This is a genomic window from Ignavibacteriales bacterium, assembly GCA_020635255.1.
Classification (GTDB): domain Bacteria; phylum Bacteroidota; class Ignavibacteria; order Tepidaquicellales; family Tepidaquicellaceae; genus JAEYVS01.
The window spans coordinates 148,012-171,100 of sequence record JACKAC010000001.1; the positions used below are offsets into that span (position 1 = coordinate 148,012).

The following is a 23,089-nucleotide window of genomic DNA, read 5'->3' on the forward strand; positions in this document are numbered from 1 at the left end:
AAGCTATGTTAATTTGTCATAATGGAAAGAAATCATTACATTAAAGATACCATAAATATTTATAGGTTTAACAATATGAAAATTTGGAAAAACAAATCTGTAATTCAATTACTGAGTGAAGAAAGTAAGAGTGATCCTGTAGAAATTATTAAGGAGAGAGCAAAGAAATTAGTTGTAGAATCTATTGATAAAGGATGGAAAGGGCCACCGTATAATCCACTCGATTTAGCAAGGTTTTTAAAAATTGATATTTCCCCAAATGATAATGTTATTGATGCGAGGACAATTCCAATTGGAAAAAATAAATTTCTGATTGAGTATAACCCATTTGAGAGAGAATCTAGAATAAACTTTTCAATCGCACATGAGTTAGGTCATTTTTTGTTCAGTGATTGTAGCGATGAAATCCGCAATAGAGAGTCAAAAGTTGCTTATGGAAAGGGTGAACAATGGGAGCTTGAATTTTTATGTAATGTAGCCGCATCGGAGATTCTCTTACCTTATGGTTCTTTTATCGAAGATGCAAATAAAGCAAATTTAAATATACACTCTTTGATTGAATTATCAAATAAGTATAAAGCTTCATTGGAAGCAGTAATGCTCAGATTCACAAGTGTTACTAACAAGTCGTGTGGTATTGCGTTTGCTACTTTCAGGAATGACTCCTTAATAGTTGATTACTCGAAAACCTCAAAGGATTTTGGGGTAAACTTCTCAAAAAATTTTGTAATACCTTTTACATCGGAAGCATATTCTTGTAAGTACTCAGGAAGAACCTCAAGCGAAAATGTAAGGTGGGAAATTCTTGACGGTAGACATTTTAGACTAAGTTATGTTGGTCTTCCCCCTTTGCCTCAACAATCAAATCAAAGAGTGGGAATTTTCTTTGTTCCACTTGACATAGAAAGTATAAAAGAAAGCAAAATAAAAATAGAGTTTGGAGATGCTCGTGAGCCGTTGGGAGCCGGAAATAAAATAATAGCACAGCTAATAAATACAAGTGGAGGGGTTGGCTTTGGATTTGGGAGGGCTATGGCTGAGGCTTGGCCAGAAACAAAACATTCCATTGCAAACTGGAAAAATGATACAAAAAACTTTCGCTTAGGTAAAACAAAAATGTTTGAATTGGAAAAAGGACTTTTTGTTTTTCAGATGTTAGCACAACAAGGAATTCACGCTAAAAGGGGAGAAATTCCTTTGAAGTACTCGGCATTAAGATTATGCCTTAAAGAATTAGCTAAATCTGCGCTAGAAATTAACGCGAGTGTACATATGCCTCAAATCGGTGCAGGGCAAGCTGGGGGGAATTGGGATATAATACAGGAAATGATATTCTCTGAATTAGTTTTAAAAGAAATAGATGTAACCGTCTACATACTACCAGGTAAAATTTCTAAGCCAATCTTTAAAAATACTCTTTCATTATTTGACGAAGAATCTCTATGGCAGAAAGAAAATTAATCTTGTTGTTGAGTGGCGAAATTGCCTCGGGTAAGACAACCCTGTCTAAGAATCTTCAGGATAAATATGGATTTAAGGTATCAAGAACCAGGGAAGGAATTAAGAAAAGATATCATGCTAGTAGATCACGTGAAGATTTGCAGATTTTCGGAGAAAAATTGGACAAAACAACCAAAGGGAGATGGGTCTTAGAACATTTTCAAGATGAATTCTATACAAGTTTTTTCGAAAATGATTTTTTTGTTATAGATTCAGTTAGAATCAAGGAACAGATTGAACAATTTCGAAGAGCATATGGTTATTCAGTTTTCCACATTCATTTATTGTCATCAGATGCGACTTTGTATGATAGGTTCATCAAAAGGGGTGAGAATAAGGATTTAGGAGAAAGGAAATTAAAAAGAAAATATTCTGAGTTTAAGAAAAATAATACAGAATCTCAGGTTAATGAGCTAGCAGATAAAGCTGATCTTGTAATTGATACTGATAGATGTAATGCCAACGATGTTTTTGTTAAAGTAGTTTGTTTCCTGAAGTTGCTACCTCCTAATGATAGTGAGTTAGTGGATATAATTGTTGGGGGTCAGTTTGGATCAGAGGGCAAAGGTCAAGTGGCGGCATACTTATCGCCAAATTATGATTGTTTATTGAGGGTCGGAGGTCCAAATGCAGGCCATTCGGTTTATGAGGAACCGATACATGATGTTTTCCATCTTTTACCTTCCGGGACCAACAGAAATAAAACGGCGAAGCTTATATTGGGTCCAGGGTCAGTGATTAATCTTAAAAAGATTTTAGAAGAAGTAAAGAAATTTGGTATTGAGGATAGGAAGAGACTGATTATTGATGAGAATGTTACAGTTATATCAGAAGAAGATATTAAAAATGAAAAAAAATACAAGAAAAATATCGGTTCGACAACTCAAGGAGTGGGATATGCTACTGCCAAAAATATCATTGAAAGAATTAAAGGCAAAAATTCTCATAAGGCCAAGCACTTTAAGGAACTAAGTTCTTTTATAGGATCTTCTTTTGAAGAGTTACAATTCTTGTTTAGACATAATAAGAAAATACTATTGGAAGGCACCCAAGGAACTTTGTTAAGTTTACACCATGGTATCTATCCATATGTTACATCAAGAGATACATCTGCGTCAGGGTGCTTATCGGAAGCGGGTATATCACCGAAAAGAGTAAGGAAAATTATTTTAGTTACAAGAACATATCCTATAAGGGTAGCGGGTAATTCAGGTCCTTTTTTGAGCAATGAAATTGGTTGGAATGATGTCTCAAAGAGATCTAGGATTAAGATAAATGAATTACTGAACAGGGAAAAAACAACAACGACAAAAAGGGATAGGAGAGTAGCAGAATTTTCTTGGCCTTTATTCCAAAAATCATGTGAATTAAATTCTCCAACCGACATTGCTTTAACTTTCTCTGATTACATCTGTATTGAGAATAGGAAAGCCAAAAGGTATGAACAACTAACCTCAGAGACAAAAAGAATGATAGAAGAAGTTGAAAGGTGTGCGGGTGTGCCTGTTAGCCTAATAAGCACTTCATTTGATTATAGAGCAATTATAGACAGGAGAAATTGGATTTAATGGACTTAGAGCAATTTATAGTTGATAGACCATATCTATATCATTTAACAAGTAAGGAGAATTTTGACTTAATTAAAAAAGACAGAATTCTGTATAGTGCAAACAAGTTATTTAAATTCTGTAATTTAGACCCTTTGCAGTACAGAATTAAGAGAAAAAAGCATCTTTATATTGAGAAAAAGGGTAAAAAGATTATGATTAGAGATCAAAGACCACTAAGTGAAATTGCTTTAGCAAAGTGTTTGGAAGATGGTTGGTTGTGTAAGGATTATTATTATTATTTAAACGATAGAGTGTTTTTCTGGCCAACTCTAGAAAGATTAAACCCACATTTCAATAGATATGAAGATGAAAAACCTTTAATAATAAGATTAAATACACGAGATGTTATAACGCTAAACAAGAATGTTAAGTTTTCGAGATTAAATTCTGGGGCTACCCGTCCAAATGCCTATCTTGGTGGAATCGCACCAAAGAGAGGTAAAAATACTTTTGTTGTAGCACCCTCGTTTCAATTTCCTATTAGAAAAGTTGCCGAGGTTACTTTTGACGTGAAGTGTGTTTTACCTCAAAAGGTAATGTATTCATCATCACCTGTAGGATCATGGAAAAATGTTTAAAATAACTTGAGATGCCTATTTCCTATTCAAATCGTTGTAGCTATTCAATTCATCAGCGCGTACACAACGATATTCGTACCCATCTTAAAACTTTCCTCTCTCTTTTCGGGAGGATCATTATGCTCCTTTGTATCTGCCCACCCATCTGAAATGTTCGTCTCATAAGTATAATACAGACACATTCTCCCGTTACTATACACCGCGAAGCCCTGCGGCGGCTTACCATCATGCTCATGTATCTTCGGCAGACCATGCGGGAAGTCATACTCACTGTGATATATCGGGTGATTAAATGGAAGCTCCCTCATCTCATCCGTAGGAAATATTTTTTTTATCTCGCGCCTGAACGACTCGTCCATACCATAATCATCATCCACATATAAAAACCCTCCTGCCTCGCAGTACCGCCTCAAGCGCACTGCCTCATTCTCGCTCAGCTCTATATTACCGTGCCCCGTTATCATTATAAAAGGATAATCGAATATCTCATCCGAGTTCACGTTCACCGAATAAAATTTCGCCTCGTCCACGTCTATCACTGTGTTCTTCTTAAGATACTCCATCATATTTATCTCAGCCGAAGGATCATTATACCAGTCACCCCCGCCCGAATACTGTAGCCGCGCTATCTTGAACGGGGAACTATCCTTCCGCTCACCCCGCGGATCGTTCCCCTCCTGCGCCTTTACAATAATAAACGCTACTAATAAAATGACGGGTATGATAATAAATCGTTTCATAATACTCACCGCTAAGAACGCGAAGACCGCCAAGAAAAATACTTATTATGCTTAGCGTACTTTGCGACCTTTGCGGTTAAATCTTTTTTTATTTAATTAGTATAGCTTTCTTGATGTCAGTGAAGCTTTTTGTCTCCAGCTTATAAAAATACACACCGCTCGGGAGCGCAGAAGCATCCCACGTGAACGAATACTCTCCCGCCGGGAGGTCCTCCTTCACCAGCACAGCGACCCTCTCCCCCAACAAATTATATACGCTTAACTCCACGAATGTGTTTCCCGCGAGCGCGAACTTTATACTCGTCGCCGGATTAAATGGATTCGGATAGTTCTGCGAAAGAGAAAACCTATCAGGTATGCCTGAATTCGAGTTTTGAATCCCCGTCGGAATGTCGAGTTTTTGGGTTCCATCACGGCGTGAGTTGCCTTTGTATGTGCTCCATGTCTTTTTTGGGGCGGGGTCCCACAGCCCGGGCGTATCCCACGCGTAGATCTTTCTGTCGTTGCAGGGAGCGAAGAGCTCGACGTCACCATCCCCGTCGATGTCCACCATCGTCGGGTTAGAGTTAAAAGCATTTAGTACGGTAGCTTCACTACTGAGCGGGAATCCTGCAGCGGAATCACCGGTTGCGGTGATAGCGTACATTTTTCCCTGGTTAGTGCCGCCGATAATTTCGGGGATACCGTCTCCGGTCACGTCCGCGATGGCAGTATTTCCGTCTACCCAGGTAGCAAAAACACCTCTCGGAAAACTGGGCAGCATCGTTCCGTCTAAATTGAAACACACAATTTTGCCGAGGGAAACCGCCTCCACTGTCCCGAAAGCGATCTCGACCTCACTATCACCGTCCACATCACCGATGGAAACACCGGCGTAAGGATGTCCGGACGGAACGGGGAACGGAAAATTAGGGAGTAGTGTGCCGTCGGGATTGTAAGCATAAATTCCATTTATGTCGGAGGTGTTTAGGTCTTTGAGACGTATTACGACGTCCAGTTTGTTATCGTTATTCAAATCGTAGAGCACTGGTGTGCCACCGACCGAGTAAGGTCCGCAAAGTTTGGGCCAGCCGGGTTTTACAGCGCCGTCGTGAGTATAACACATTAGGCGTCCTTCATAGCTCGACCCCGCGTCATATCCCGTCCCGAAGAATATCTCGGTCTTGCCGTCATTATCAACGTCCGCGGCAACGGGCGCAGATGATGATGCTTTAAGGTAGTCTATCGGGAAGCCGGGCATTTCCGTCACCGTTCCGGTGTTCCAGCTGAGCAGGTGCAGGCGCGCGTTTAAGTCATTACTTCTGTCAAAGGATATTATCACGATCTCAAGTTTGTTGTCATTATTCACATCGACCAAGCAAGGTGTCGAGTGTTCGCTGACCGCTCCGGTCGAGAAGGGAAATCCCGTTACCATCGATCCGTCAAAATTGTGTGCATACACCTGTCCATTCTCATCGGCATGGACAACCTCCATCTCGCCGTCTCCGTCTATGTCGCCGAGGGCAGGTATCTCTATCGAGCCGGACGTTTGCAACGAACCGAACGGTATAGAGTACGGAAAACCGAGAACGAAGGCTCCGCTGGCTTTGTAGCCATAGAGCAAGGGAGTTCCGCTAGAGGTAAATGAGTGTGTCGCGAAAATCTCGTAAGTACCATTGCCATCCATATCGGCAATTGTCGTTGATGAGTTGTACCAGGGCCAGTCTATCGAGGATTGGCGAGGCCATCCGAACTGGTACGGGATAGCATCGGTCTGTAGCTGCTGTGTCTGCGGAATGTATCTGTATTCCTGAGTTTTTATAATATCAAAGCGGGAATTTCGCAGAGCGCCAAGCTGTGATGAATTACATATAGCGGTTACGTAGCCATTATCCTGATTATAGATGAATTTCCCACTAGGGGTAATTTTTACGTCATCAAATTCCTTGACAAGTGTTTGCAGGTACCGGAGATCGTTGTCGTTATTTATTTTTATCCAGACGGCGTAATCGCCTGCGAAGGAAGTTCCTGCTAATAGCAGGAGTATTATTATAGTGTAAAAAGTTTTAAGCATAGTTTTTCATTTTTATTTAATTATGTACTTTTGACCGCCCAAAAGTACCAAAAGGTAAAGCTGTTGATATATATAATTTGTAAAGTCAAAATAAAATTTAGGGATATTAGGAGATAACATCAATGTACGATGAATTATTACTAAATATATGTTTATGCGTTAAAAATTATACCGTGGGATGAAATATATAATTGATAAAAATGACTTTAAAAATTCCTAAAACATCAATATTTTAACTCCAATCATATCATTACAACTTCAATGTAGCCGGGGGATGAACGAAAAAGATGGTAATGCAATGAGCAGTTGTCTCAATATAGAAAATGAAAGAGATTTTTTACAAAATAGGTAACACCTTAAATAAACTATCCGGACCCGGGGTATTTTTCACTGCTTTACTACTTTCCTTAATAATAGGTTCCGCAGACCTCATCACAGGTAAGAAGTTGTTAATTTCATTTTTCTATTTCATCCCGGTAGTAATTTCCAGCATTTACGGCGGACGCAGAACGGGTATCCTCATCGGTCTGGTGAGCGGAATAATATATTTTGTTACCGGGGTTTTTGCAAATTCGTGGAGCACACCGGTGGACTCTATATTAAATCTCATACTTCCTGCAATTATCTTTATGACAGCGGCGGCATTTATTTCGACGAGGCGTGAGGAAAAGCCAGCTTCGTCTAACGAACAAATACCGGCGAGGTTATCGAGCAACGGCATGGGAAGTAACGGAACGAACGGACACGGAGAGAGAGATTTCAGGAAGTTTTTCGATAACGCGATAGACGCGATCTATGCAACCGACGAACAGGGAAACCTGGTTGTTGCAAACAGCGCTTTTTTTGACATCACCGGTTATTCCGAAAAAGAAATATCCAGCCTGAACTATAAAAATCTTGTTTCCCCATCACACAGGAAGAAGGTAGATACTTTTTATAAAAGGCAGTTTATAAACAGGACACAGAATTCATACATAGAGTTTCCGATACTCACCAAAAAGGGTGATGAGAAATGGGTGGCGCAGAACACATACATGATACAGGAGAACGGTTCTGTTTCGGAATTTTATTTTGTTACGCGAGACATATCTGAGCAGGTAAAGAGTAAGAAGTTCGCAGAGGATAATGAAAAGAAACTGAGACAGATAATAGACCTGGTACCACATTTTATTTTTGCGAAAGATATAAACGGGAAATTCATATTAGCCAACCAGGCAACTGCTGAGGTTTACGGTACGACAGTGGAAGACCTTCTTACAAAGACCGACGCCGATTTTGCAAAGTCAAAAGAGGAGGCGGAGGGCTTCAGGAAGGATGACCTGGAAGTAATAAAAAGCGGAGAGGCGAAATTTATACAGGAAGAAAAGATAACGGATGCTGAAGGAAACGTAAGATATTTACAGACAATAAAGATCCCTTACACAGAGCCGGAAACAAATAAAGCAGCAGTTCTTGGTGTTTCTACGGATATAACAGAAAGGAAGAGCTTCCTGGAGGCATTGCTGGAGAGTGAAACAAAATTCAGAAGTTTTGCAAAGACTGCCCCTGTGGCATTGACGAGGTATGATCCCCAGGTACAGAGGTATGAATTTGTAAACGATGAGTTTATCAGGCAATCGGGGTATGCCAAGGAAGAATTTGACATGCTGAGTGAAGAACAGCTCCAGGATATGCTTCATGAGGAAGACAGGGAGAAGATATATAAGAGCTTTAAGAAATGGCAGGAAAAAGGTTACAAAGGTATCGAGCACCTCGATTACAGGATAACAAATAAGACAGGCTCAATAGTCTGGCTTGATACATATTTTTACGCCGACCGGGGTGAGGATGGTAATCTAAAATACATAAACCAGATCTGTGTCGATATTACCGAGCAGAAGCTAATCGAGCAATCGCTTAAGCGAAGCGAAGAAAGATACAAAACATTTATCCATCACAGCACGGAGGGTATTTACAGGCTTGAAATGGAAAACCCCGTTGATATAAGCCTCGATGAAGAGGAATTCGTAAAGGGAGTATTCGATAACGCTTACATTGCAGAGTGCAACGACGCGATGGCAAGGATGTACGGTTTTGAAAATACAGAGGATGCGCTGAACAAAAAGCTCATAGAGCTTCACGGCAGTGGTGACGTAACCGAGAACACAAATACATTCCTGAGCTTTATCCGCTCCGGTCTAAAGATATCAAACGCGGAAACGATAGAGATGGATAAGGACGGCAATAAGAAATATTTTAATAATAATGCCGTCGGTATGGTAGAGAATGGTATGCTGATGAGAATATGGGGATCACAATCCGACATTACCGAGAGAAAAGAAATAATAGAGCAGAACAGGAAACTCTACAGGGCGGTAGAACAAAGCTCGGCATCGATCATTATAACGAACACATCCGGTGTTATAGAATATGTGAACCACAAGTTTTCCGAGATAACGGGATACCCGGCTGAGGAAGTTCTCGGAAAGGTCGCGAGGATTTTTAAGAAGGGAACGATAGTCGGGCTGGAAAATAACCGGGAGCTTATAGACATAATAGCCGGGGGTGTCGAGTGGAGCGGTGAGTATCTAAACAGAAGAAAGAACGACGAGAACTACTGGGAATACGCAAACATATCACCGATAAAAAATGACAACGGCGAAGTAACCCACTTCGTTGCAATATGCGAGGACATTACGGATCAAAAACTGACGGAAGACTCTATCAGAAGAAGTGAAGAGAGGTACAGAGCGTTCATTACTCACAGTTCCGAAGGTATATACAGGATGGAGCTGAGAAAACCAATAAACATAAATTCATCACTGGAAGAGCACATAAACCATTTCATGGACCATGCCTACCTGGCGGAATGTAACGACGTTATGGCGAAAATGTACGGCTATGAAAAGGCTGAAGAAGTGGTGAATAAGCAGGTGAAAGACCTTCTCGGGAACAGGGAAGAAAGCCAGGCATCTAACAGTATTTCTTTTGAGTCGTTCGTAAAGGCAGGGTACAGGATAAACAATAGTGAAACAAAAGAAATAGATAAGGAAGGCAACGTAAAGTATTTCCTCAATAACGGTGTCGGTATAATAGAGAACGATCATCTGGTACGACTATGGGGTACACAGAGAGATATTACCCAACTGAGGATGATGCAGGAGGAACTGAGAAAACTATCGAGGGCTGTAGAGCAAAGTCCAGACTCAGTTATTATTACAAACACCGAGGGAAAGATAGTTTACGTGAATCCGAAGTTTTCAGAGGTAACAGGTTTTACTCCTGCTGAGGTGCACGGCATGTACCCGTTCATATTGCTGAAAGGTGAGGCACCGAAAGAGATATATAATGAGATATGGGACGCAATGAGAGAAGGCAATGATTGGAAGGGTGAGTATTTTAACAGGAAGAAGAACGGGGAAAGATACTGGGAATATGCTACGATATCTCCGATCAAGGATGAAGAAGGCAACATCACCCATTATGTATATGTGAAGGAAGATATATCCGAGCGTAAGGTATTCGAGAACGAACTCCTCAGCGCGAAGGAAAAAGCAGAAGAAGCAAGTAACGCAAAGAGCCGGTTCCTTGCAAATATGAGCCACGAGATAAGAACACCGATGAACGGGATAGTGGGAATGGCACAGCTATTGACCCTGACGGACCTGAACGAGGAACAGTCGGAATACGTCGATATGATACACTATTCATCAGACGTGCTATTGAAGATCATAAACGACGTACTGGACTTCTCAAAGATCGAATCAGGTAAGTTTAAGCTGAACGAAGAAGAGTTTAATATAATAGAATTACTCGATAATACATTTAAGATACTCAGGTCGGATGCCGAGAGCAAGCGTCTAAAATTCGTTTTCGACGTGGACAAGGCGCTCAATATAAAAGTGCTGGGTGACCGTTACCGTCTGAACCAGATACTGACCAATCTTATCAGCAACGCGATAAAGTTCACACAACAGGGCGAAATCAGAGTAAAGGTTAAAGAGGCTGCCCGCAAGGGATCTAAGATAATGCTGGAATTTATAATATCTGATACCGGAATCGGAATCCCAAGCGACAAGTTCGAGAGTCTTTTCGAGAGCTTCACTCAGCTGGAGAATCCATACGTCAAGCAGTACATGGGTACCGGGCTGGGACTTTCCATTGTTAAGAGACTGATAGACATGATGAAGGGTGAAATAAGCGTAACGAGTGAAGAGGACAAGGGAAGTGAGTTTACGGTGAGGCTGGATTTTAAATTGGTGAAGTAAAACTTAAGGGGAGATAGATTTTAAAAAAGGAGGCACAGACAGTGCCTCCTTTTTTTTGTATTAGTTTTCGGGTTTGTCGTGATTGAACATCCAGTTGACACCGAACTTATCAGTACACATTCCGAATTTAGCACCCCAGAAGGTGTCCTGCAGAGGCATAGTTACGTTTCCGCCTGCAGAGAGATTGTCAAAAGTTTTTTTCTGGTCATCTTCATTGTCAAAATTAAGGCTGAGAGAGATGTTATTGCCGGCGGTGAAGGGCTGACCGGGCATAGAATCGGAAGCCATAAGAGTGAGATCACCTGCTTTTAGGGTTGAGTGCATGACCTTGCTCTTATAGTCTTCGGGAACTTCCATGGGAGCGCCTTCGAAGTTCATCATAGCTTCGATCTCGCCGTCGAGGGCGTCCTTGTAAAAGTTCATTGCTTCCTCGCAATTTCCGTTAAAAGTAAGATAAGGAATAATTTTGTACATAATAGGTCTTGTTTAATTAGTTAAAGATGGATTTAGCGTAAGGAGTTAAATATAATATAAGTGACGGAGATTAACAAAATAGAAAGGAATTCTAACCAAACCTTTATTTAATAGAATATTCCCAGCCGGGCATTTTAATCACTCCACGAGTTCGATCTCGATGAGTCATGGACCTGCGGTGATTATGGGTTTTGTGAATTGTTAAGTTTGGATTAATAGGGTAATTTTTGGGTATGGCGAAGAGTACGCAAATGGTAAAGGTAGGGAAGCGGACGCTGGAGCTTTCCAATTTGAAGAAGGTGCTTTTTCCGGATGATGGTATCATCAAGGCGGAAGTGATAGATTATTATCTAAAAATAGCCCCGACGATACTAAACCACATCAAGGGGAGACCGCTTTCGCTGATAAGATTTCCGGACGGTATATACGGCGAGCGGTTCTTTCAGAAGAACAGACCGGAGTGGGCGCCGGATTGGATAGAGTACGTTCCACTCGGGAGCGAAGATAAGAAGGACTACATACTTGCCACGGAGGAGGCGTCGCTGGTGTGGCTGGCGAACCTTGCCTGCCTGGAAATACACCAGATGCATTCCAAGAAACCGGATTACGATAAGCCGGATTACATGGTATTCGATATAGACCCGCCGGAGGGATACAAGTTCACGGACGTTGTAGAGATAGCGCTGGAATTGCGGCCGTTTTTGGAGAACCTGGGTTATCATGCTTTTGTGAAGACGACGGGAGGAAAGGGTGTGCACGTGGTGACACCGATAGAGCAGAGATGGGATTTTCATACGGTATTCGAGACGGCTCAGGAGATAGCAAAGCCCTTTGTAGAGGAGAGATCGAATTTAACTTTACACATAAAGAAAGAAGCGAGGAAGGGCAGGGTGCTGGTGGATATATACAGGATAAGGCAGGGACAGTCCATCGTTTCTCCATACAGTCTGCGCGGCAACAAGGGAGCGCCGGTGTCTATGCCGTTGACATGGGAACAATTGGAAACGCTGACTGACCCCATAGAATATAATCTGATGAACGTACCGGATATGGTGATGACGGAAGGCGACGCGTGGGAAGGAATATCGGCGTACGCAGTGGAGCTTCACACCGAAAGAAGGGCAGCTGCCAAACCAAAAAAACTAGGACCTAATCCAAAACATAAAACACCGGAACAATTAGAGAAGTATTCCAAGAAGAGGGACTTCGAGAAGACACCGGAGCCGGGCGCGGAGGTATTCGATGGTAAGGGAAATAATTTCGTAATACACAGACATCACGCGTCGAGACTGCATTACGATCTGCGGTTAGAGCAGGATGGGGTGCTTAAGTCGTGGGCAGTACCAAAGGGACTTCCGCCCGCGCCGGGAATAAAGAGACTGGCAGTGCAGACGGAAGATCACCCGATGGAGTATCTTACATTCGAGGGCACAATACCGAAGGGACAGTACGGCGGAGGCGACATGTGGGTTTACGCGGCGGGCAAGTACGAGATAACAAAAGAGAAGAAGGACGGATTTTATTTCAGGCTTCACAGCCCGGCAGTGAGCGGTGAGTACAGGATGTACATGATAAACAAGAACAAGAAAGAGTACCTTATGGAGCGGGTGGGAAATCCGCAGGTGGACTGGCTTCACTCGGATATAGAACCCATGCTGGCACAAACGCGAAAGGACGTTCCAACCGGAGACAGGTATCTATACGAAGTGAAGTGGGATGGTATAAGGGTTATGGTTTCGCTGGATGAGGGAAAGGTTACATTGCGGACGAGGAACAATAATGACATCACGGCGAAGTTTCCGGAACTACTGAGCGCAGAAAAATCCTTCAGAGCGACGTGCGGATTATTCGACGGTGAGATAGTATGCCTGGATGAGGAAGGCAGACCGGTATTCAAAGACGTCATTAACAGGATGCAAAGGTCATCGGAAGGAGACATAGAGCGGGCGATGAAGAAACAGCCGGCATTTTGTTACCTCTTCGACGTGTTGTACCTGGACGGGAGGGCAGTGGTGAATGAGCCTTTAGAGAGGAGACGGGACTGGCTGAAGGACGCTATAAAGAAGGATTCATCATACAGGATAAGCGAGACGGTGGATGACGGTAAGGCGCTGTTTGACGCGGCAGGGCAATTAGGGCTGGAAGGAATAATGGCAAAGGACAGGAGCAGTAAATACTTCCCGGGAAGGCGGAGCGATAGCTGGTACAAGATAAAGGTGAGACAGACGACTGAGAGCCACATTATTGGGTACACGAAAGGTAAGGGGAACAGAGAGGCGGTATTCGGCGCGCTTCACCTGGGTGACATAGACGGTAAAGGCAAGATAACATACAGAGGAAAGGTTGGAACGGGCTTTAATGATAAGCTGATGAAGGAGATCAATAAGGATATAAAGAAACTTAAGGAAGTGAAGAAGCCGATAAAGGAGAAGGTGCTGGATGAGAAGAATACTACCTGGATAGAGCCTAAGCTGGTTTGCGAGATAGAGTACGCTTCGATGACCAAGGATGGCGCGTACAGGGAGCCGGTCTTTGTGAGGATGAGGCCGGATCTTTGAAGTTAAAAGTTGAAAGTTTAAAGTTAAAAATTACCTCACCCCCAGCCCCTCTCCTTATAAAGGAGAGGGGAGCTAGTTTACCTACGTTTAGGAGTTTGTGGCACCAGTCTCGCACTTTATAAAGGGGGAGGGAAAACCAGTCAGTAAGTTCTATGTATTTTAAAATATACCACATCAAATCTTGAACCAGAAAGGAAAGAGAATATTGATAATCGGGGCTAATGGAGCGGGGAAGACTGTTCTCGCAAAGAAGCTGGCATCGCATTATAATATTAAATTAATCGAGTTGGACAGGTTATTCTGGAAGCCGAAGTGGGAAAGACATACAAGGGAGGAGTTTTATGAAAATGTTAAAAAAGAATTGAGTTTGTACAAGGAGTGGATAGTCGATGGGAATTATTATAGTAATGTCAGTGAATTGATCTGGAAGGATGCAAATGTGATTATCTGGCTCGATTACAATATCGGATTAGTAAGCAGAAGGGTAATTTCGAGAACCGTAAAGAATATTGTTTACAAGAGAAAATTGTTCGATAATAATTATGATTCCTTCAGGAGAATGATCACCCCAAAGGATTCGATAGTTGTGTGGTCTTTGAAGACATTTAAGAGTAAGAGACAAAAGTATTCTCTATTATATGAAAAGCATTCGGATGATGAGGTTAAGTTTTACAGGTTTAGGAAGCCGGGTGAGACGGAGGAGTTTTTGAGGGATATAAGTAAAGATTAGTTATTTATTGTATCCAAGTATTGTACTTTTGCCTTGTCGCAAAAAATTGCTAATAGGCCTTAATAAACTAAGATGTACTTTTGCCTTGTCGCAAAAGTACCAAAAAGACAGCCCTAAATTAAAACAGCTAAGTTTCTCGTGTTTTCGTTCGGAGAAAATAAACTCGGTCGACCCCCGGTAAACCGGGTAAGACCTCCCTCAGACAGAATTTTCTCCGCCCGACTTCGTCGGAACACTCAAAGCCTCAAAATTTTTTCCGCTGTTTTAATTTAATGGGCATTTTGAATCACTCCACGAGTTGGATCTCGATGAGTCATGGACCTGTGATGACTATGGATACCTCACCCCCAGCCCCTCTCCTTATAAAGGAGAGGGGAGCTAGTTAGTCTTTGCCAAACGACAATTGTATGAATTGAAAATGGGGATACCTTAAGTAATTAAGGTATTTAATTAACAGGGAGTTAAAGTTATACTTAAGATTGTGTGGTAAAAGTGTTGAAAATAAAGGTATTAATATTTAATTTAAGGTTTAGATAAAAGGAGGCACAATGCGCTCAATATGGAAAGGTCACATCAGGTTTTCACTCGTAACAATTCCTATCAGGATATATAACGCTATCGAGACGTCGGAAACGATCAGTTTCAAACAGCTTCATAAGGAAGATAACGGTCCAATCGGCTATGATAAGCGATGCAGGAAGTGCAACAAGATCGTTAAGATGGAAGATATCGTGAAAGGGTATCAATACGAGCCGGATCAATTCGTAATCATAGACCCTGAAGACCTTGATAAGCTGAAACTGAAAAGCACAAAGGTGATCGAGATAGAGGGATTCGTGGATGCGAGCGAAGTGCCCGCGACTTTATATGATTCACCATATTATGCGGGACCGGACGGCGACGTTGCGGCGAAGACGTTCGCTCTATTAATAGAGACATTAAAAGAGAGCGGCAAATTAGGAATAGGTAAAGTGGTGCTTAGGGACAGGGAGAGTGTAGTGCTATTAGCGCCGGAAGATAACGGACTATTATTGTATAAGCTGAGATACCCGAATGAGATAAGGAATATATCTGAAGTTCCGAAACTGGATGGGTTGAAAGCCGATAAGAAAGAGCTGGAGCTGGCGAAGACACTGGTAGATTCGATGACGAAGAAGTTCGATGACATAGAACTCAAAGATACATATAAGGATGCTGTGAAGGAATTGATACAGGCGAAGATAGAGGGAAAAGAGATCGTTACTATCGAGGAAGAAGAAAAACCGGTCGTGGATATAATGACTGCGTTGAAGCAAAGTATAGACAACGCTTCAAAGAAACCGATGAAGAAGGCAACCGGCGAGAAACCGGCGGCGAAGACAAAGACGGCAAAGACCACGAAGGCAACAAAGAAAAAGAAAACTGCATAATTAGTACATGGCTAATATAATCCAATTCCCGTCGCAAAAAGGACAGTCGGGACTTAAGCGTGTAAAGAAAAAGACCAAGGTAGAACTTAAGCGTTCAAACCAGATAGATCTTTTTACGGAGGACGGTCCGCAGGCGAACATATATATAATGCCGACGGATATGAGCCCGTTCGAGCGCGCGCTGATACTCGATGAGAAGGGCGATGAGGGAGCGAAGGCGGCTTACGAGAAGGCGCTGGAGAATGAGGATTGTACAGCCGACGCATACTGTAACCTCGGGATACTGGAATACGAGGAGGGGAGCACTGTTAAGGCGATTGACCGCTTCACTCTCTCGCTGAAAGCAGACCCGAGACACTTCGAATCACACTACAATTTAGCAAACCTATACTCTGAGCTGGGCAATCTGCCCTTAGCGAAAACGCATTACGAATTCGCGAAGGAGCTTCAGCCGGACTTTCCGGATATATGTTTTAATCTCGGAATAGTGTACGCAATGATGCGGGACTACGAATCTTCAGTGAAGGTATTATCCGAATATAAGGACATGGTGCCTAAGGAAGAGGGCGAGAACGCAGAGAGGCTGATAGAGAGTATAAGGAGAATTACGGGGTAATCCTCCTACTGTACTTTTGCTCGCACAAATGATGCCTTTGGTATAGTTTTGTTTTGATGTACTTTTGTCTTGTCACAAAAAAAATGTGATGCCTTTGGCATAGTTCTTTTGCCTTGATACAAAAGAACCAAAAAATCAAGGCTCAGCGTAAATACGCCTAACAATTGTTACGTTTTTTGCTCGAAGAAAAAAACTCCACCGATTTGCCTCGATCGTCAATCGGTGTCAAACAATTTTTCTTCGCCCTCCGATAAAATCGGAGGAACGCAAAAAGCCTCACAATTTTACTTCTTCCCGACAAGTCGGGATTCAGCCGGCGATTTCCGCATGGCCGTTTTTGAACTCTCTACGGATCTTTTCTGCAAAGCATAGATCGACCTAATGAGTCGTAGACCTGCGGAGTTTATGGGAAGGAGATTCTTCGTTTCACTCAGAATGACAAAACAATTATTTAGTCTTAGCTATCCAGGTTTTTATTTCATCACAAATCAATTTTATTACTTCGCTGTCCGTGAGCTTATTGTCTTTAGGGACATGGAATGAGTGATCTGCTCCATCGACGGTATAGAGCGTGGCTTTTTTCCCGAGTTTTTTGCAGAGGGGTTTTATGAGGTCGAAGGAAGCGAGAGCGTCGCGTGTTCCCTGCAGGAAAAGCATCGGTACTTTCACGCTGAAGAGATGCTCGGCGCGGTCGGATGACGGTCTGCCGGGAGCGTGGAGCGGGAACCCGAAAAAGACTATGCCTTTGATGTTGGAGAGCATATCTTCAGATGCGGCGGTGGATGTCATTCGTCCGCCAAAAGATTTACCGCCTGCGAAGACGGGCAGTTTCGGGTAGAGTTCGTGCGCTTTTTCCACAGCGGCGGCGACTGCGGCTGTAGCGACGGGCTTGCGGTCAGGGACTTTCTTGCCTGCTTCCATATATGGAAAATTAAATCGCAGTGTAGCTATGCCGAGGTCACCGAGAGTATTCGATACGGTCTCCATGAAACGGTTCTTAATCCCCGCGCCGGCACCGTGAGCGAAAACGAGGATAGCGGTTGGCTTAGCGGGTGTATATAATAGAGCGGATACGGAGCCTATTTCCTTGGAAACTTTTACTTTCAGGGATTTTTTGGTGAGAGGCATAGTGTTGGTTTTAATTTATGTAATATTAACAAAATAATTGCATTCTTTAAACTACGAAATGAGATTGGGATTGGCAGTGTTTTGGAATTGAAATAAAGTTAGGTATTCACAATATTGTACGTCTATTATTTAGGGGACAGGTAGCTCAGTTGGTAGAGCAACGGCCTGAAAAGCCGTGTGTCGCCGGTTCGATTCCGGCCCTGTCCACGAAAGCGGTATGAAATTATTCTTTATAACCCGGTGTATTCTGGCAGCTCCGGGTTTTATTAATCTCCAAACATTGCGAAAAGCAATGTTTTAAACAAAAGTTAATTCAAATGAAATCACATCGAACTAACAATCCCCCTTACCCCTACCCATAAATATGCCTTTGTAGATATCTGACTGTCACATACATCTATCTTTATATGGCTGATCTCACGCTTCAAATACAATGGAATTGAAAGTATAGGAATAAACTCTGTCGAAGTTCCCACCCATTCATTTAATGCGTTATATTGTTCAGCGTTACACAACCCTTTTGATAAAAGATTTTGGTAAAAATTGTCATAATCACGCCTTACTCCATCACGGTTTGAACCAAACTCTAATCCAATTCGTTTTCCGAGTTTATCAGAAAAGTCAAGATTCAACGAAACCAAACTATGATTGTCAGAAGTAGAAATTAATTCTTTCAGTAAATCAAAATTACCGGTCCAATTGAGTTGACGTAAAAACTCGACAATATTTTCAGTATTCATCTCAACACACAGTCTTAAAATTATAGGATCACGTGAAAATAAAATCCCTATATGTCGAACTCTTCCTAAACTGTTAAAAGCAGACAATGCATTTTTGAATGCGCTTATATCAATTTGGAGAAAATTATACTTGCTAAAAATTAGTTCTAAAGCATCAGCTGTTTCAAAAATATTTGAATAGTTATATTCTTTTTTATAGCTTACGAAAATAGAAGGTAATTTTGAAGAGTCTATACCAGAGGTCGAACCATCATATTCTAACCATATTGCATGAATTGATTGATTACTCTGAATCAAAGAATCCAAATCTTTTACTATACTAGTTAAAATAGTACTATTTGGAAACATTCCATTACTAAAAGAATTCAACCAGCTTTTAAATTGGAAATTAGTGCCTTCGTACTTTGCAAAACATAATGCTATATCAACTTGTTCTATCCTTGGCAGAATCCTACATTCTAGAACTATAGAAGATGCCGATCCTTGAATCTTATCAACTCCACTTATTATTTGTTTTAATGAATCTTTAGATAATAGTGCTGGATTACAATATGGTAAAACAAGATTTAATATTTCTCGACTTGAAATAAATGGAAACATAGAGCAATAAACCTTTTTAAGTATAAATTACTCAAATAATTTTAATTCCAACATTGCTTTTCTTGGTAATTAAAAAACCAGCATACATTAACCAATCCACCAAATGCAGATTTCATACAATCTACTGTATAGTCAAATATTTCACCTTCATAAATGCCAATCAATTCATCTGTAATAACTTTATGATGAAGATAGTCGCCATAAACATTCTTGCATAAATCATAATATCGAACTGAATCTAAAATGAGCACTTGCCAAACTGCATCTACACTTGAAGCTGGAGTCAAAGGATATTTAGCATCAGGGAAAAGTAATTTAAGAGCAAAAAATCTTTTGAATTCCCTAATTAATGCTGGGACAAGATGTTCTTTAAATTGCGCTCCAAACTCTGGTCTTCTAACACATGATCGAGCAATCATCTCCTCCCTCTCCATGTCAAATGAATCGAGAATTTCAAGTTTTTGTTTAACATCAGCAGATGTTTTAAAAGTTGGAAGTAGCCCTAAGGGTCCAAGTCCTAGTTGGTCATAATCAAAATTTTTAGTTTTCATGAATTATATGTTTTAGTTAATATACAAAAGTTTCAGTTATTAGAGTAATGACGTAGTTAGAAAGCTATAGTAAATATACATTTTTTTTAATAAAAATTTTGTTTTTTTTTAAGTTAATAAAAATTTGTTTTTGGACAATATATATTTTGTGGAACTATTGATGATATTTTAACAGTTTAGGGATATGTGACGGATATCATTGCAATCTCAATCCAAATGCGGTAATTTTGTATATATGGCGGAATTCATAAGAAAATACAGGCGTTTATTCGCGGTCATGAGTATATCCGTTGCGGCGGTATTTATGCTGACGACGGTATCGATAGCGTATACGTCTATTTTCTGTAAGATGAACAAGACATCAGAGAAACGGGTAGTAAAGAGCTGCTGTCATCCCGAAGGAAAGGAAATCGAGGTTAAGTCAGAGAATAACGACTGTACGATGTACGTCACCAAGAACGGACCAAATCTGACAAGGGAGAGGCACAAATGCTGCTGCAGTATCTCCAAAACCGACACTCCATTGACACCAAGTTCATCCGCGACTCAAACGAATTTAACCCACACAAAGATACAACAAGGAACATTAGTAAGCATACTTTCTAATCCTACAAATAATAATTCTTCAATTTATACTTCAACCGGGGACAGAGCTCCGACACAAGGGCGAAGTATATTCATTTTAGTCTCCAATTTCCGAATTTAGATTTATCACACCTGCACAATTATGGTTCTCATAGTCAGGACCACTATGCATATTTTCTTTTATAAAATTTTAAAAATTAATTACAATAATGAAAAATCTATTTTTATCAGTCATAGCTGCGATAGCGATCTTTGCAATTTACAATACAATTTCCTACGGATCAGTTCAGGATGATCCAAAAAACATGAAGGACTGTTCATGCTCTTCATGCGACATGAAATCAGACGACTGTAACAGCTGTACAGGTTCAGGATGTGACATGACGATGAGTGAGTTTAAGAAAGAGCCTATGAAACAAAGCTCAGGAATAAGCGGTGATTCACTCGAATCAACAAGCGCAGGAGTATGCCCGGTTAGCGGTGAGCCACTCGGAGACAACAGTATCTCATATACATATCTCGGAAAGGAGTATAAATTTTGCTGTGAAGGATGCGTCGGAAAATTCAAAAAAGAACCGATGGATTACACGGAAGATCTTCAATGCCCGGTAATGGGCGGCGCGGCTAAGAAGGATGTCAGTACAGTGTACGATGGTGTGAAATATTATTTTTGCTGTAAGGGATGCGACAAGGAATTCATGGAGAATCCAGAGAAATTCATGAACGGAAACAATAGCGAAGAAAAATAAAAATCTTAATGGAGAGAACAATGAAAAACTTAAAATTATTAATACCGGTACTGGTGTTTGCGGTGGGAGTATTTTTAGCAGGATGCAGTAAGACACAGGAAAATACAGACGCAACCAATAAGGACGGAAACACAGAAACAACAACGCAAACGAGTAACGATAATATGATGGAAGGTGAGACAGTGATGATAAACCTTCCTTCGATGCAGTGCAACACATGTAAGAAAACGATAACAACTGCAGTAAAAGAAGTTGACGGCGTAAAGGACGTCGATGTAAGTGTAAAGGATAAGACAGTGAAAGTGGTTTTCGATAAGTCAAAGACAGACCTGTCGAAAATAGAATCGTCCATTACAGGCGCAGGATATGACGCAAATGATAAGAAAGCGGATAAAGAAGCATATGACAAGCTGGATGATTGCTGTAAAGTTCCTGCAGATCAGAAAGACAAAGATATGCACATGTAAAATGTGAGATATTTTGAGAGACACGTTAAAAAAATATCGCAATTTATTATTAATACTGCTGGTAATTACCGTTAATTCAAATTACGCGGTAACAGTCGGATTGTGTGCAATGGGCATGGATCATAATGACAAATGCTGTTGCACACATTCGACACCCGGCAATGAAAATAAAGAAACGGCTTTTACAAAACCCGACTGCTGTGCCGAGGTAACGACTGAATTTTCAAACAAAGCAGATTTCGAGTCGGTCAAAAGGCTTGAAGTAAACGAGATCGTATCTCTTTTTCCGCTTAATGTGTTTGAAGATCATTTCGGCAAAGAATTTTCCAAATCCATTTACGTACCACACAGGATAGAATTTCCTCCGGGTGAGGACATACCCATAAAACACTCCTCATTACTTATCTAAAATAGGTTTCATTTTGTAAAGCGTGTCTCCAGGGGCGCGATATATTTTATTCTTTTAAACGAATAAAAAGATGAAATCTATAATAACAATATTAAATATAATTCTGCTAACAGCAGGCATATCATACGGACAGAGCGACAGCGTGTTTGTTCCCCACGGGCTGAACGACCTTATAGAGTCGGCAGTAGTGAGGAATTCCGAACTCAGCCCGGTAGAATACAAACGAAGGGTAGAGCTAACGAAGAAGACCCAGGTGAGCATGCAGCCTGCTCCTAACCTCGAGCTTATGACAGATCTGATACCGGTAGATCTGGAGGGACGGCCGAGGTACAAAGTAATATTGTCGCAAGGGATAGTCTTGTCCGACAAGCTGGGAGAGAGTGAAAAACTTGTCGAGGCGAGCGCGAAGGACCAGGAAATAACAAAGGACGTAATAAGATTACAGCTTACAAGAGATATAAAGCTGAATTATTTCAGGCTCTACCTGACGGAGAAAATGCTGGAGTATAATGAGGAGTATGCAGAGATATTACAAAGTGTGATAAAGTCACAGGAGATAAATTACTCGGTAGGCAAGGGTGTCCAGAACCACATATTGAAGAGCAATAATGAGCTTCAAAAACTGGAGCTGGAGAGAATGGACCTCGAGTCAATGCGGAGGGTATATATAAATAACCTGGAAGTGCTTTCTAACACGACTCTGGACACATCATTCAGTACTCAAAACGTGAACCTTATTCTTATATTGAAAGCTCAGATGCCTGACACGACGGAGCTGATAGCGGATATGCTGACCAACAATCCGGAATTTAAGCTGATAGACAATAAGATATTAAAGAATAAAATACAAAAGAATCTGGCGGGGACCGAAAGGACTCCCGACCTCATGATAACAGGCGGGTACAGCTATAACGCTCAAATGTATAAAAGTTTTATAATGGTCGGGCTGGGGATATCGCTTCCCTTTGTGCCGTGGAACAGCAAGCGCATCGATGCAAAAGTAGAGGAGACGGAGCTATTAGATAAGCAATACCTGGAGGAGTATAAGACCACCTCGCAATATCTCATCAAAGACATGAGGAACAGCCTGGAAAAAATCAGAACGTCTTCCGAAAGGTTAGAATATATAAAGAACGTTCTTTTGCCGCAGACGGACCAGACATTTAAGTCGAGCCTGCAGGCATACGTCAGCGCGACGGACGATTTTCTGAACCTGCTGGACTCGTACAGGTCATTGCGGGAAGCAAACCTGATGCTATTGGAGGAGCAGGCTGATTATTTAATGCAGGTGAGTGATCTAGAATTCATAATTGGCAAGCAGATATTCAAAATCAATTAAGGGCAG

19 protein-coding genes and 1 tRNA gene are annotated in these 23,089 nt (G+C 41.3%); 14 read left to right on the forward strand and 6 right to left on the reverse strand.

Annotation, left to right across the window (positions count from 1 at the left end; all coding sequences use genetic code 11):
- Positions 1 to 21: 21 nt before the first annotated feature.
- Genes H6614_00670 through H6614_00680 form a run of 3 tightly spaced genes read left to right on the forward strand, consistent with a single transcriptional unit; the run spans position 22 to position 3,688 of the window.
- A complete protein-coding gene (locus H6614_00670; protein MCB9242167.1) occupies positions 22 to 1,461 on the forward strand; it encodes an ImmA/IrrE family metallo-endopeptidase in 1,440 nt (479 codons plus the stop codon).
- Complete coding sequence (locus H6614_00675; protein ID MCB9242168.1) at positions 1,443 to 3,068, forward strand: adenylosuccinate synthetase; 1,626 nt, start codon at positions 1,443 to 1,445, stop codon at positions 3,066 to 3,068. The genes H6614_00670 and H6614_00675 overlap by 19 nt, the downstream gene beginning before the upstream one ends.
- Positions 3,068 to 3,688: a hypothetical protein gene (locus tag H6614_00680; protein MCB9242169.1), complete on the forward strand. Its 621-nt coding sequence runs from the start codon at positions 3,068 to 3,070 to the stop codon at positions 3,686 to 3,688. Before H6614_00675 ends, H6614_00680 begins: the two co-directional genes overlap by 1 nt.
- A gap of 44 nt (positions 3,689 to 3,732) precedes the next feature.
- Here the strand turns inward: H6614_00680 and H6614_00685 are convergent, their stop codons facing one another.
- Complete coding sequence (locus tag H6614_00685; protein ID MCB9242170.1) at positions 3,733 to 4,428, reverse strand: DUF4159 domain-containing protein; 696 nt, start codon at positions 4,426 to 4,428, stop codon at positions 3,733 to 3,735.
- Positions 4,429 to 4,516: 88 nt separating this feature from the next.
- The gene (locus H6614_00690; protein MCB9242171.1) at positions 4,517 to 6,481 is read right to left on the reverse strand and encodes a T9SS type A sorting domain-containing protein; all 1,965 of its coding nucleotides are present in this window, start codon (positions 6,479 to 6,481) and stop codon (positions 4,517 to 4,519) included.
- Between the two features lie 323 nt (positions 6,482 to 6,804).
- Between H6614_00690 and H6614_00695 the strand changes: the two genes are divergently transcribed.
- Entirely contained in the window at positions 6,805 to 10,728 is a 3,924-nt protein-coding gene (locus H6614_00695; GenBank protein MCB9242172.1) for a PAS domain S-box protein, read from the forward strand.
- 60 nt (positions 10,729 to 10,788) lie between these two features.
- On the opposite strand, the gene H6614_00700 is transcribed toward H6614_00695, so the two are convergent.
- Positions 10,789 to 11,202, reverse strand: coding sequence for a VOC family protein (locus H6614_00700; protein ID MCB9242173.1), 414 nt, complete (start codon positions 11,200 to 11,202; stop codon positions 10,789 to 10,791).
- A gap of 233 nt (positions 11,203 to 11,435) precedes the next feature.
- Between H6614_00700 and H6614_00705 the strand changes: the two genes are divergently transcribed.
- The 4 genes from H6614_00705 to H6614_00720 all read left to right on the forward strand — a co-directional run bounded on the left by H6614_00705 (position 11,436) and on the right by H6614_00720 (position 16,515).
- Positions 11,436 to 13,760, forward strand: a complete 2,325-nt coding sequence (locus tag H6614_00705; protein ID MCB9242174.1) for a hypothetical protein — start codon at positions 11,436 to 11,438, stop codon at positions 13,758 to 13,760.
- A 181-nt stretch (positions 13,761 to 13,941) separates the two neighbouring features.
- Positions 13,942 to 14,490 (forward strand): hypothetical protein, encoded by a 549-nt coding sequence (locus tag H6614_00710; GenBank protein ID MCB9242175.1) that lies wholly within the window; start codon positions 13,942 to 13,944, stop codon positions 14,488 to 14,490.
- 548 nt (positions 14,491 to 15,038) lie between these two features.
- The gene (locus tag H6614_00715) at positions 15,039 to 15,899 is read left to right on the forward strand and encodes a Ku protein (protein ID MCB9242176.1); all 861 of its coding nucleotides are present in this window, start codon (positions 15,039 to 15,041) and stop codon (positions 15,897 to 15,899) included.
- A 7-nt stretch (positions 15,900 to 15,906) separates the two neighbouring features.
- Complete coding sequence (locus H6614_00720) at positions 15,907 to 16,515, forward strand: tetratricopeptide repeat protein (protein ID MCB9242177.1); 609 nt, start codon at positions 15,907 to 15,909, stop codon at positions 16,513 to 16,515.
- Between the two features lie 447 nt (positions 16,516 to 16,962).
- Here the strand turns inward: H6614_00720 and H6614_00725 are convergent, their stop codons facing one another.
- The gene (locus H6614_00725; protein ID MCB9242178.1) at positions 16,963 to 17,643 is read right to left on the reverse strand and encodes a dienelactone hydrolase family protein; all 681 of its coding nucleotides are present in this window, start codon (positions 17,641 to 17,643) and stop codon (positions 16,963 to 16,965) included.
- A gap of 134 nt (positions 17,644 to 17,777) precedes the next feature.
- On the opposite strand from H6614_00725, the gene H6614_00730 reads away from it, so the two are divergent.
- A tRNA-Phe gene (locus H6614_00730) sits at positions 17,778 to 17,850 on the forward strand.
- Between the two features lie 116 nt (positions 17,851 to 17,966).
- Here the strand turns inward: H6614_00730 and H6614_00735 are convergent.
- Positions 17,967 to 18,983, reverse strand: a complete 1,017-nt coding sequence (locus H6614_00735; GenBank protein MCB9242179.1) for a hypothetical protein — start codon at positions 18,981 to 18,983, stop codon at positions 17,967 to 17,969.
- 41 nt (positions 18,984 to 19,024) lie between these two features.
- Positions 19,025 to 19,534 carry a hypothetical protein gene (locus tag H6614_00740; protein ID MCB9242180.1) on the reverse strand — a complete coding sequence of 170 codons (510 nt, stop codon included), beginning with the start codon at positions 19,532 to 19,534 and terminating at the stop codon, positions 19,025 to 19,027.
- A gap of 235 nt (positions 19,535 to 19,769) precedes the next feature.
- Here H6614_00740 and H6614_00745 point away from each other — a divergent pair, with 235 nt between their 5' ends.
- The 5 genes from H6614_00745 to H6614_00765 all read left to right on the forward strand — a co-directional run bounded on the left by H6614_00745 (position 19,770) and on the right by H6614_00765 (position 23,083).
- Complete coding sequence (locus H6614_00745) at positions 19,770 to 20,240, forward strand: hypothetical protein (protein ID MCB9242181.1); 471 nt, start codon at positions 19,770 to 19,772, stop codon at positions 20,238 to 20,240.
- A gap of 88 nt (positions 20,241 to 20,328) precedes the next feature.
- Positions 20,329 to 20,868, forward strand: a complete 540-nt coding sequence (locus tag H6614_00750; protein MCB9242182.1) for a YHS domain-containing protein — start codon at positions 20,329 to 20,331, stop codon at positions 20,866 to 20,868.
- Between the two features lie 20 nt (positions 20,869 to 20,888).
- Positions 20,889 to 21,335, forward strand: coding sequence for a heavy-metal-associated domain-containing protein (locus tag H6614_00755; GenBank protein MCB9242183.1), 447 nt, complete (start codon positions 20,889 to 20,891; stop codon positions 21,333 to 21,335).
- 13 nt (positions 21,336 to 21,348) lie between these two features.
- The gene (locus tag H6614_00760) at positions 21,349 to 21,744 is read left to right on the forward strand and encodes a hypothetical protein (protein ID MCB9242184.1); all 396 of its coding nucleotides are present in this window, start codon (positions 21,349 to 21,351) and stop codon (positions 21,742 to 21,744) included.
- A 70-nt stretch (positions 21,745 to 21,814) separates the two neighbouring features.
- The gene (locus H6614_00765; GenBank protein ID MCB9242185.1) at positions 21,815 to 23,083 is read left to right on the forward strand and encodes a TolC family protein; all 1,269 of its coding nucleotides are present in this window, start codon (positions 21,815 to 21,817) and stop codon (positions 23,081 to 23,083) included.
- Positions 23,084 to 23,089 lie beyond the last annotated feature (6 nt).

Coding starts and splice junctions, on each gene's coding strand:
- H6614_00670 (MCB9242167.1), top strand. CDS start 22: ATGGAAAGAAATCATTACATTAAAGATACCATAAATATTTATAGGTTT.
- H6614_00675 (MCB9242168.1), top strand. CDS start 1,443: ATGGCAGAAAGAAAATTAATCTTGTTGTTGAGTGGCGAAATTGCCTCG.
- H6614_00680 (MCB9242169.1), top strand. CDS start 3,068: ATGGACTTAGAGCAATTTATAGTTGATAGACCATATCTATATCATTTA.
- H6614_00685 (MCB9242170.1), bottom strand. CDS start 4,428: ATGAAACGATTTATTATCATACCCGTCATTTTATTAGTAGCGTTTATT.
- H6614_00690 (MCB9242171.1), bottom strand. CDS start 6,481: ATGCTTAAAACTTTTTACACTATAATAATACTCCTGCTATTAGCAGGA.
- H6614_00695 (MCB9242172.1), top strand. CDS start 6,805: ATGAAAGAGATTTTTTACAAAATAGGTAACACCTTAAATAAACTATCC.
- H6614_00700 (MCB9242173.1), bottom strand. CDS start 11,202: ATGTACAAAATTATTCCTTATCTTACTTTTAACGGAAATTGCGAGGAA.
- H6614_00705 (MCB9242174.1), top strand. CDS start 11,436: ATGGCGAAGAGTACGCAAATGGTAAAGGTAGGGAAGCGGACGCTGGAG.
- H6614_00715 (MCB9242176.1), top strand. CDS start 15,039: ATGCGCTCAATATGGAAAGGTCACATCAGGTTTTCACTCGTAACAATT.
- H6614_00720 (MCB9242177.1), top strand. CDS start 15,907: ATGGCTAATATAATCCAATTCCCGTCGCAAAAAGGACAGTCGGGACTT.
- H6614_00725 (MCB9242178.1), bottom strand. CDS start 17,643: ATGCCTCTCACCAAAAAATCCCTGAAAGTAAAAGTTTCCAAGGAAATA.
- H6614_00735 (MCB9242179.1), bottom strand. CDS start 18,983: ATGTTTCCATTTATTTCAAGTCGAGAAATATTAAATCTTGTTTTACCA.
- H6614_00740 (MCB9242180.1), bottom strand. CDS start 19,534: ATGAAAACTAAAAATTTTGATTATGACCAACTAGGACTTGGACCCTTA.
- H6614_00745 (MCB9242181.1), top strand. CDS start 19,770: ATGGCGGAATTCATAAGAAAATACAGGCGTTTATTCGCGGTCATGAGT.
- H6614_00750 (MCB9242182.1), top strand. CDS start 20,329: ATGAAAAATCTATTTTTATCAGTCATAGCTGCGATAGCGATCTTTGCA.
- H6614_00755 (MCB9242183.1), top strand. CDS start 20,889: ATGAAAAACTTAAAATTATTAATACCGGTACTGGTGTTTGCGGTGGGA.
- H6614_00765 (MCB9242185.1), top strand. CDS start 21,815: ATGAAATCTATAATAACAATATTAAATATAATTCTGCTAACAGCAGGC.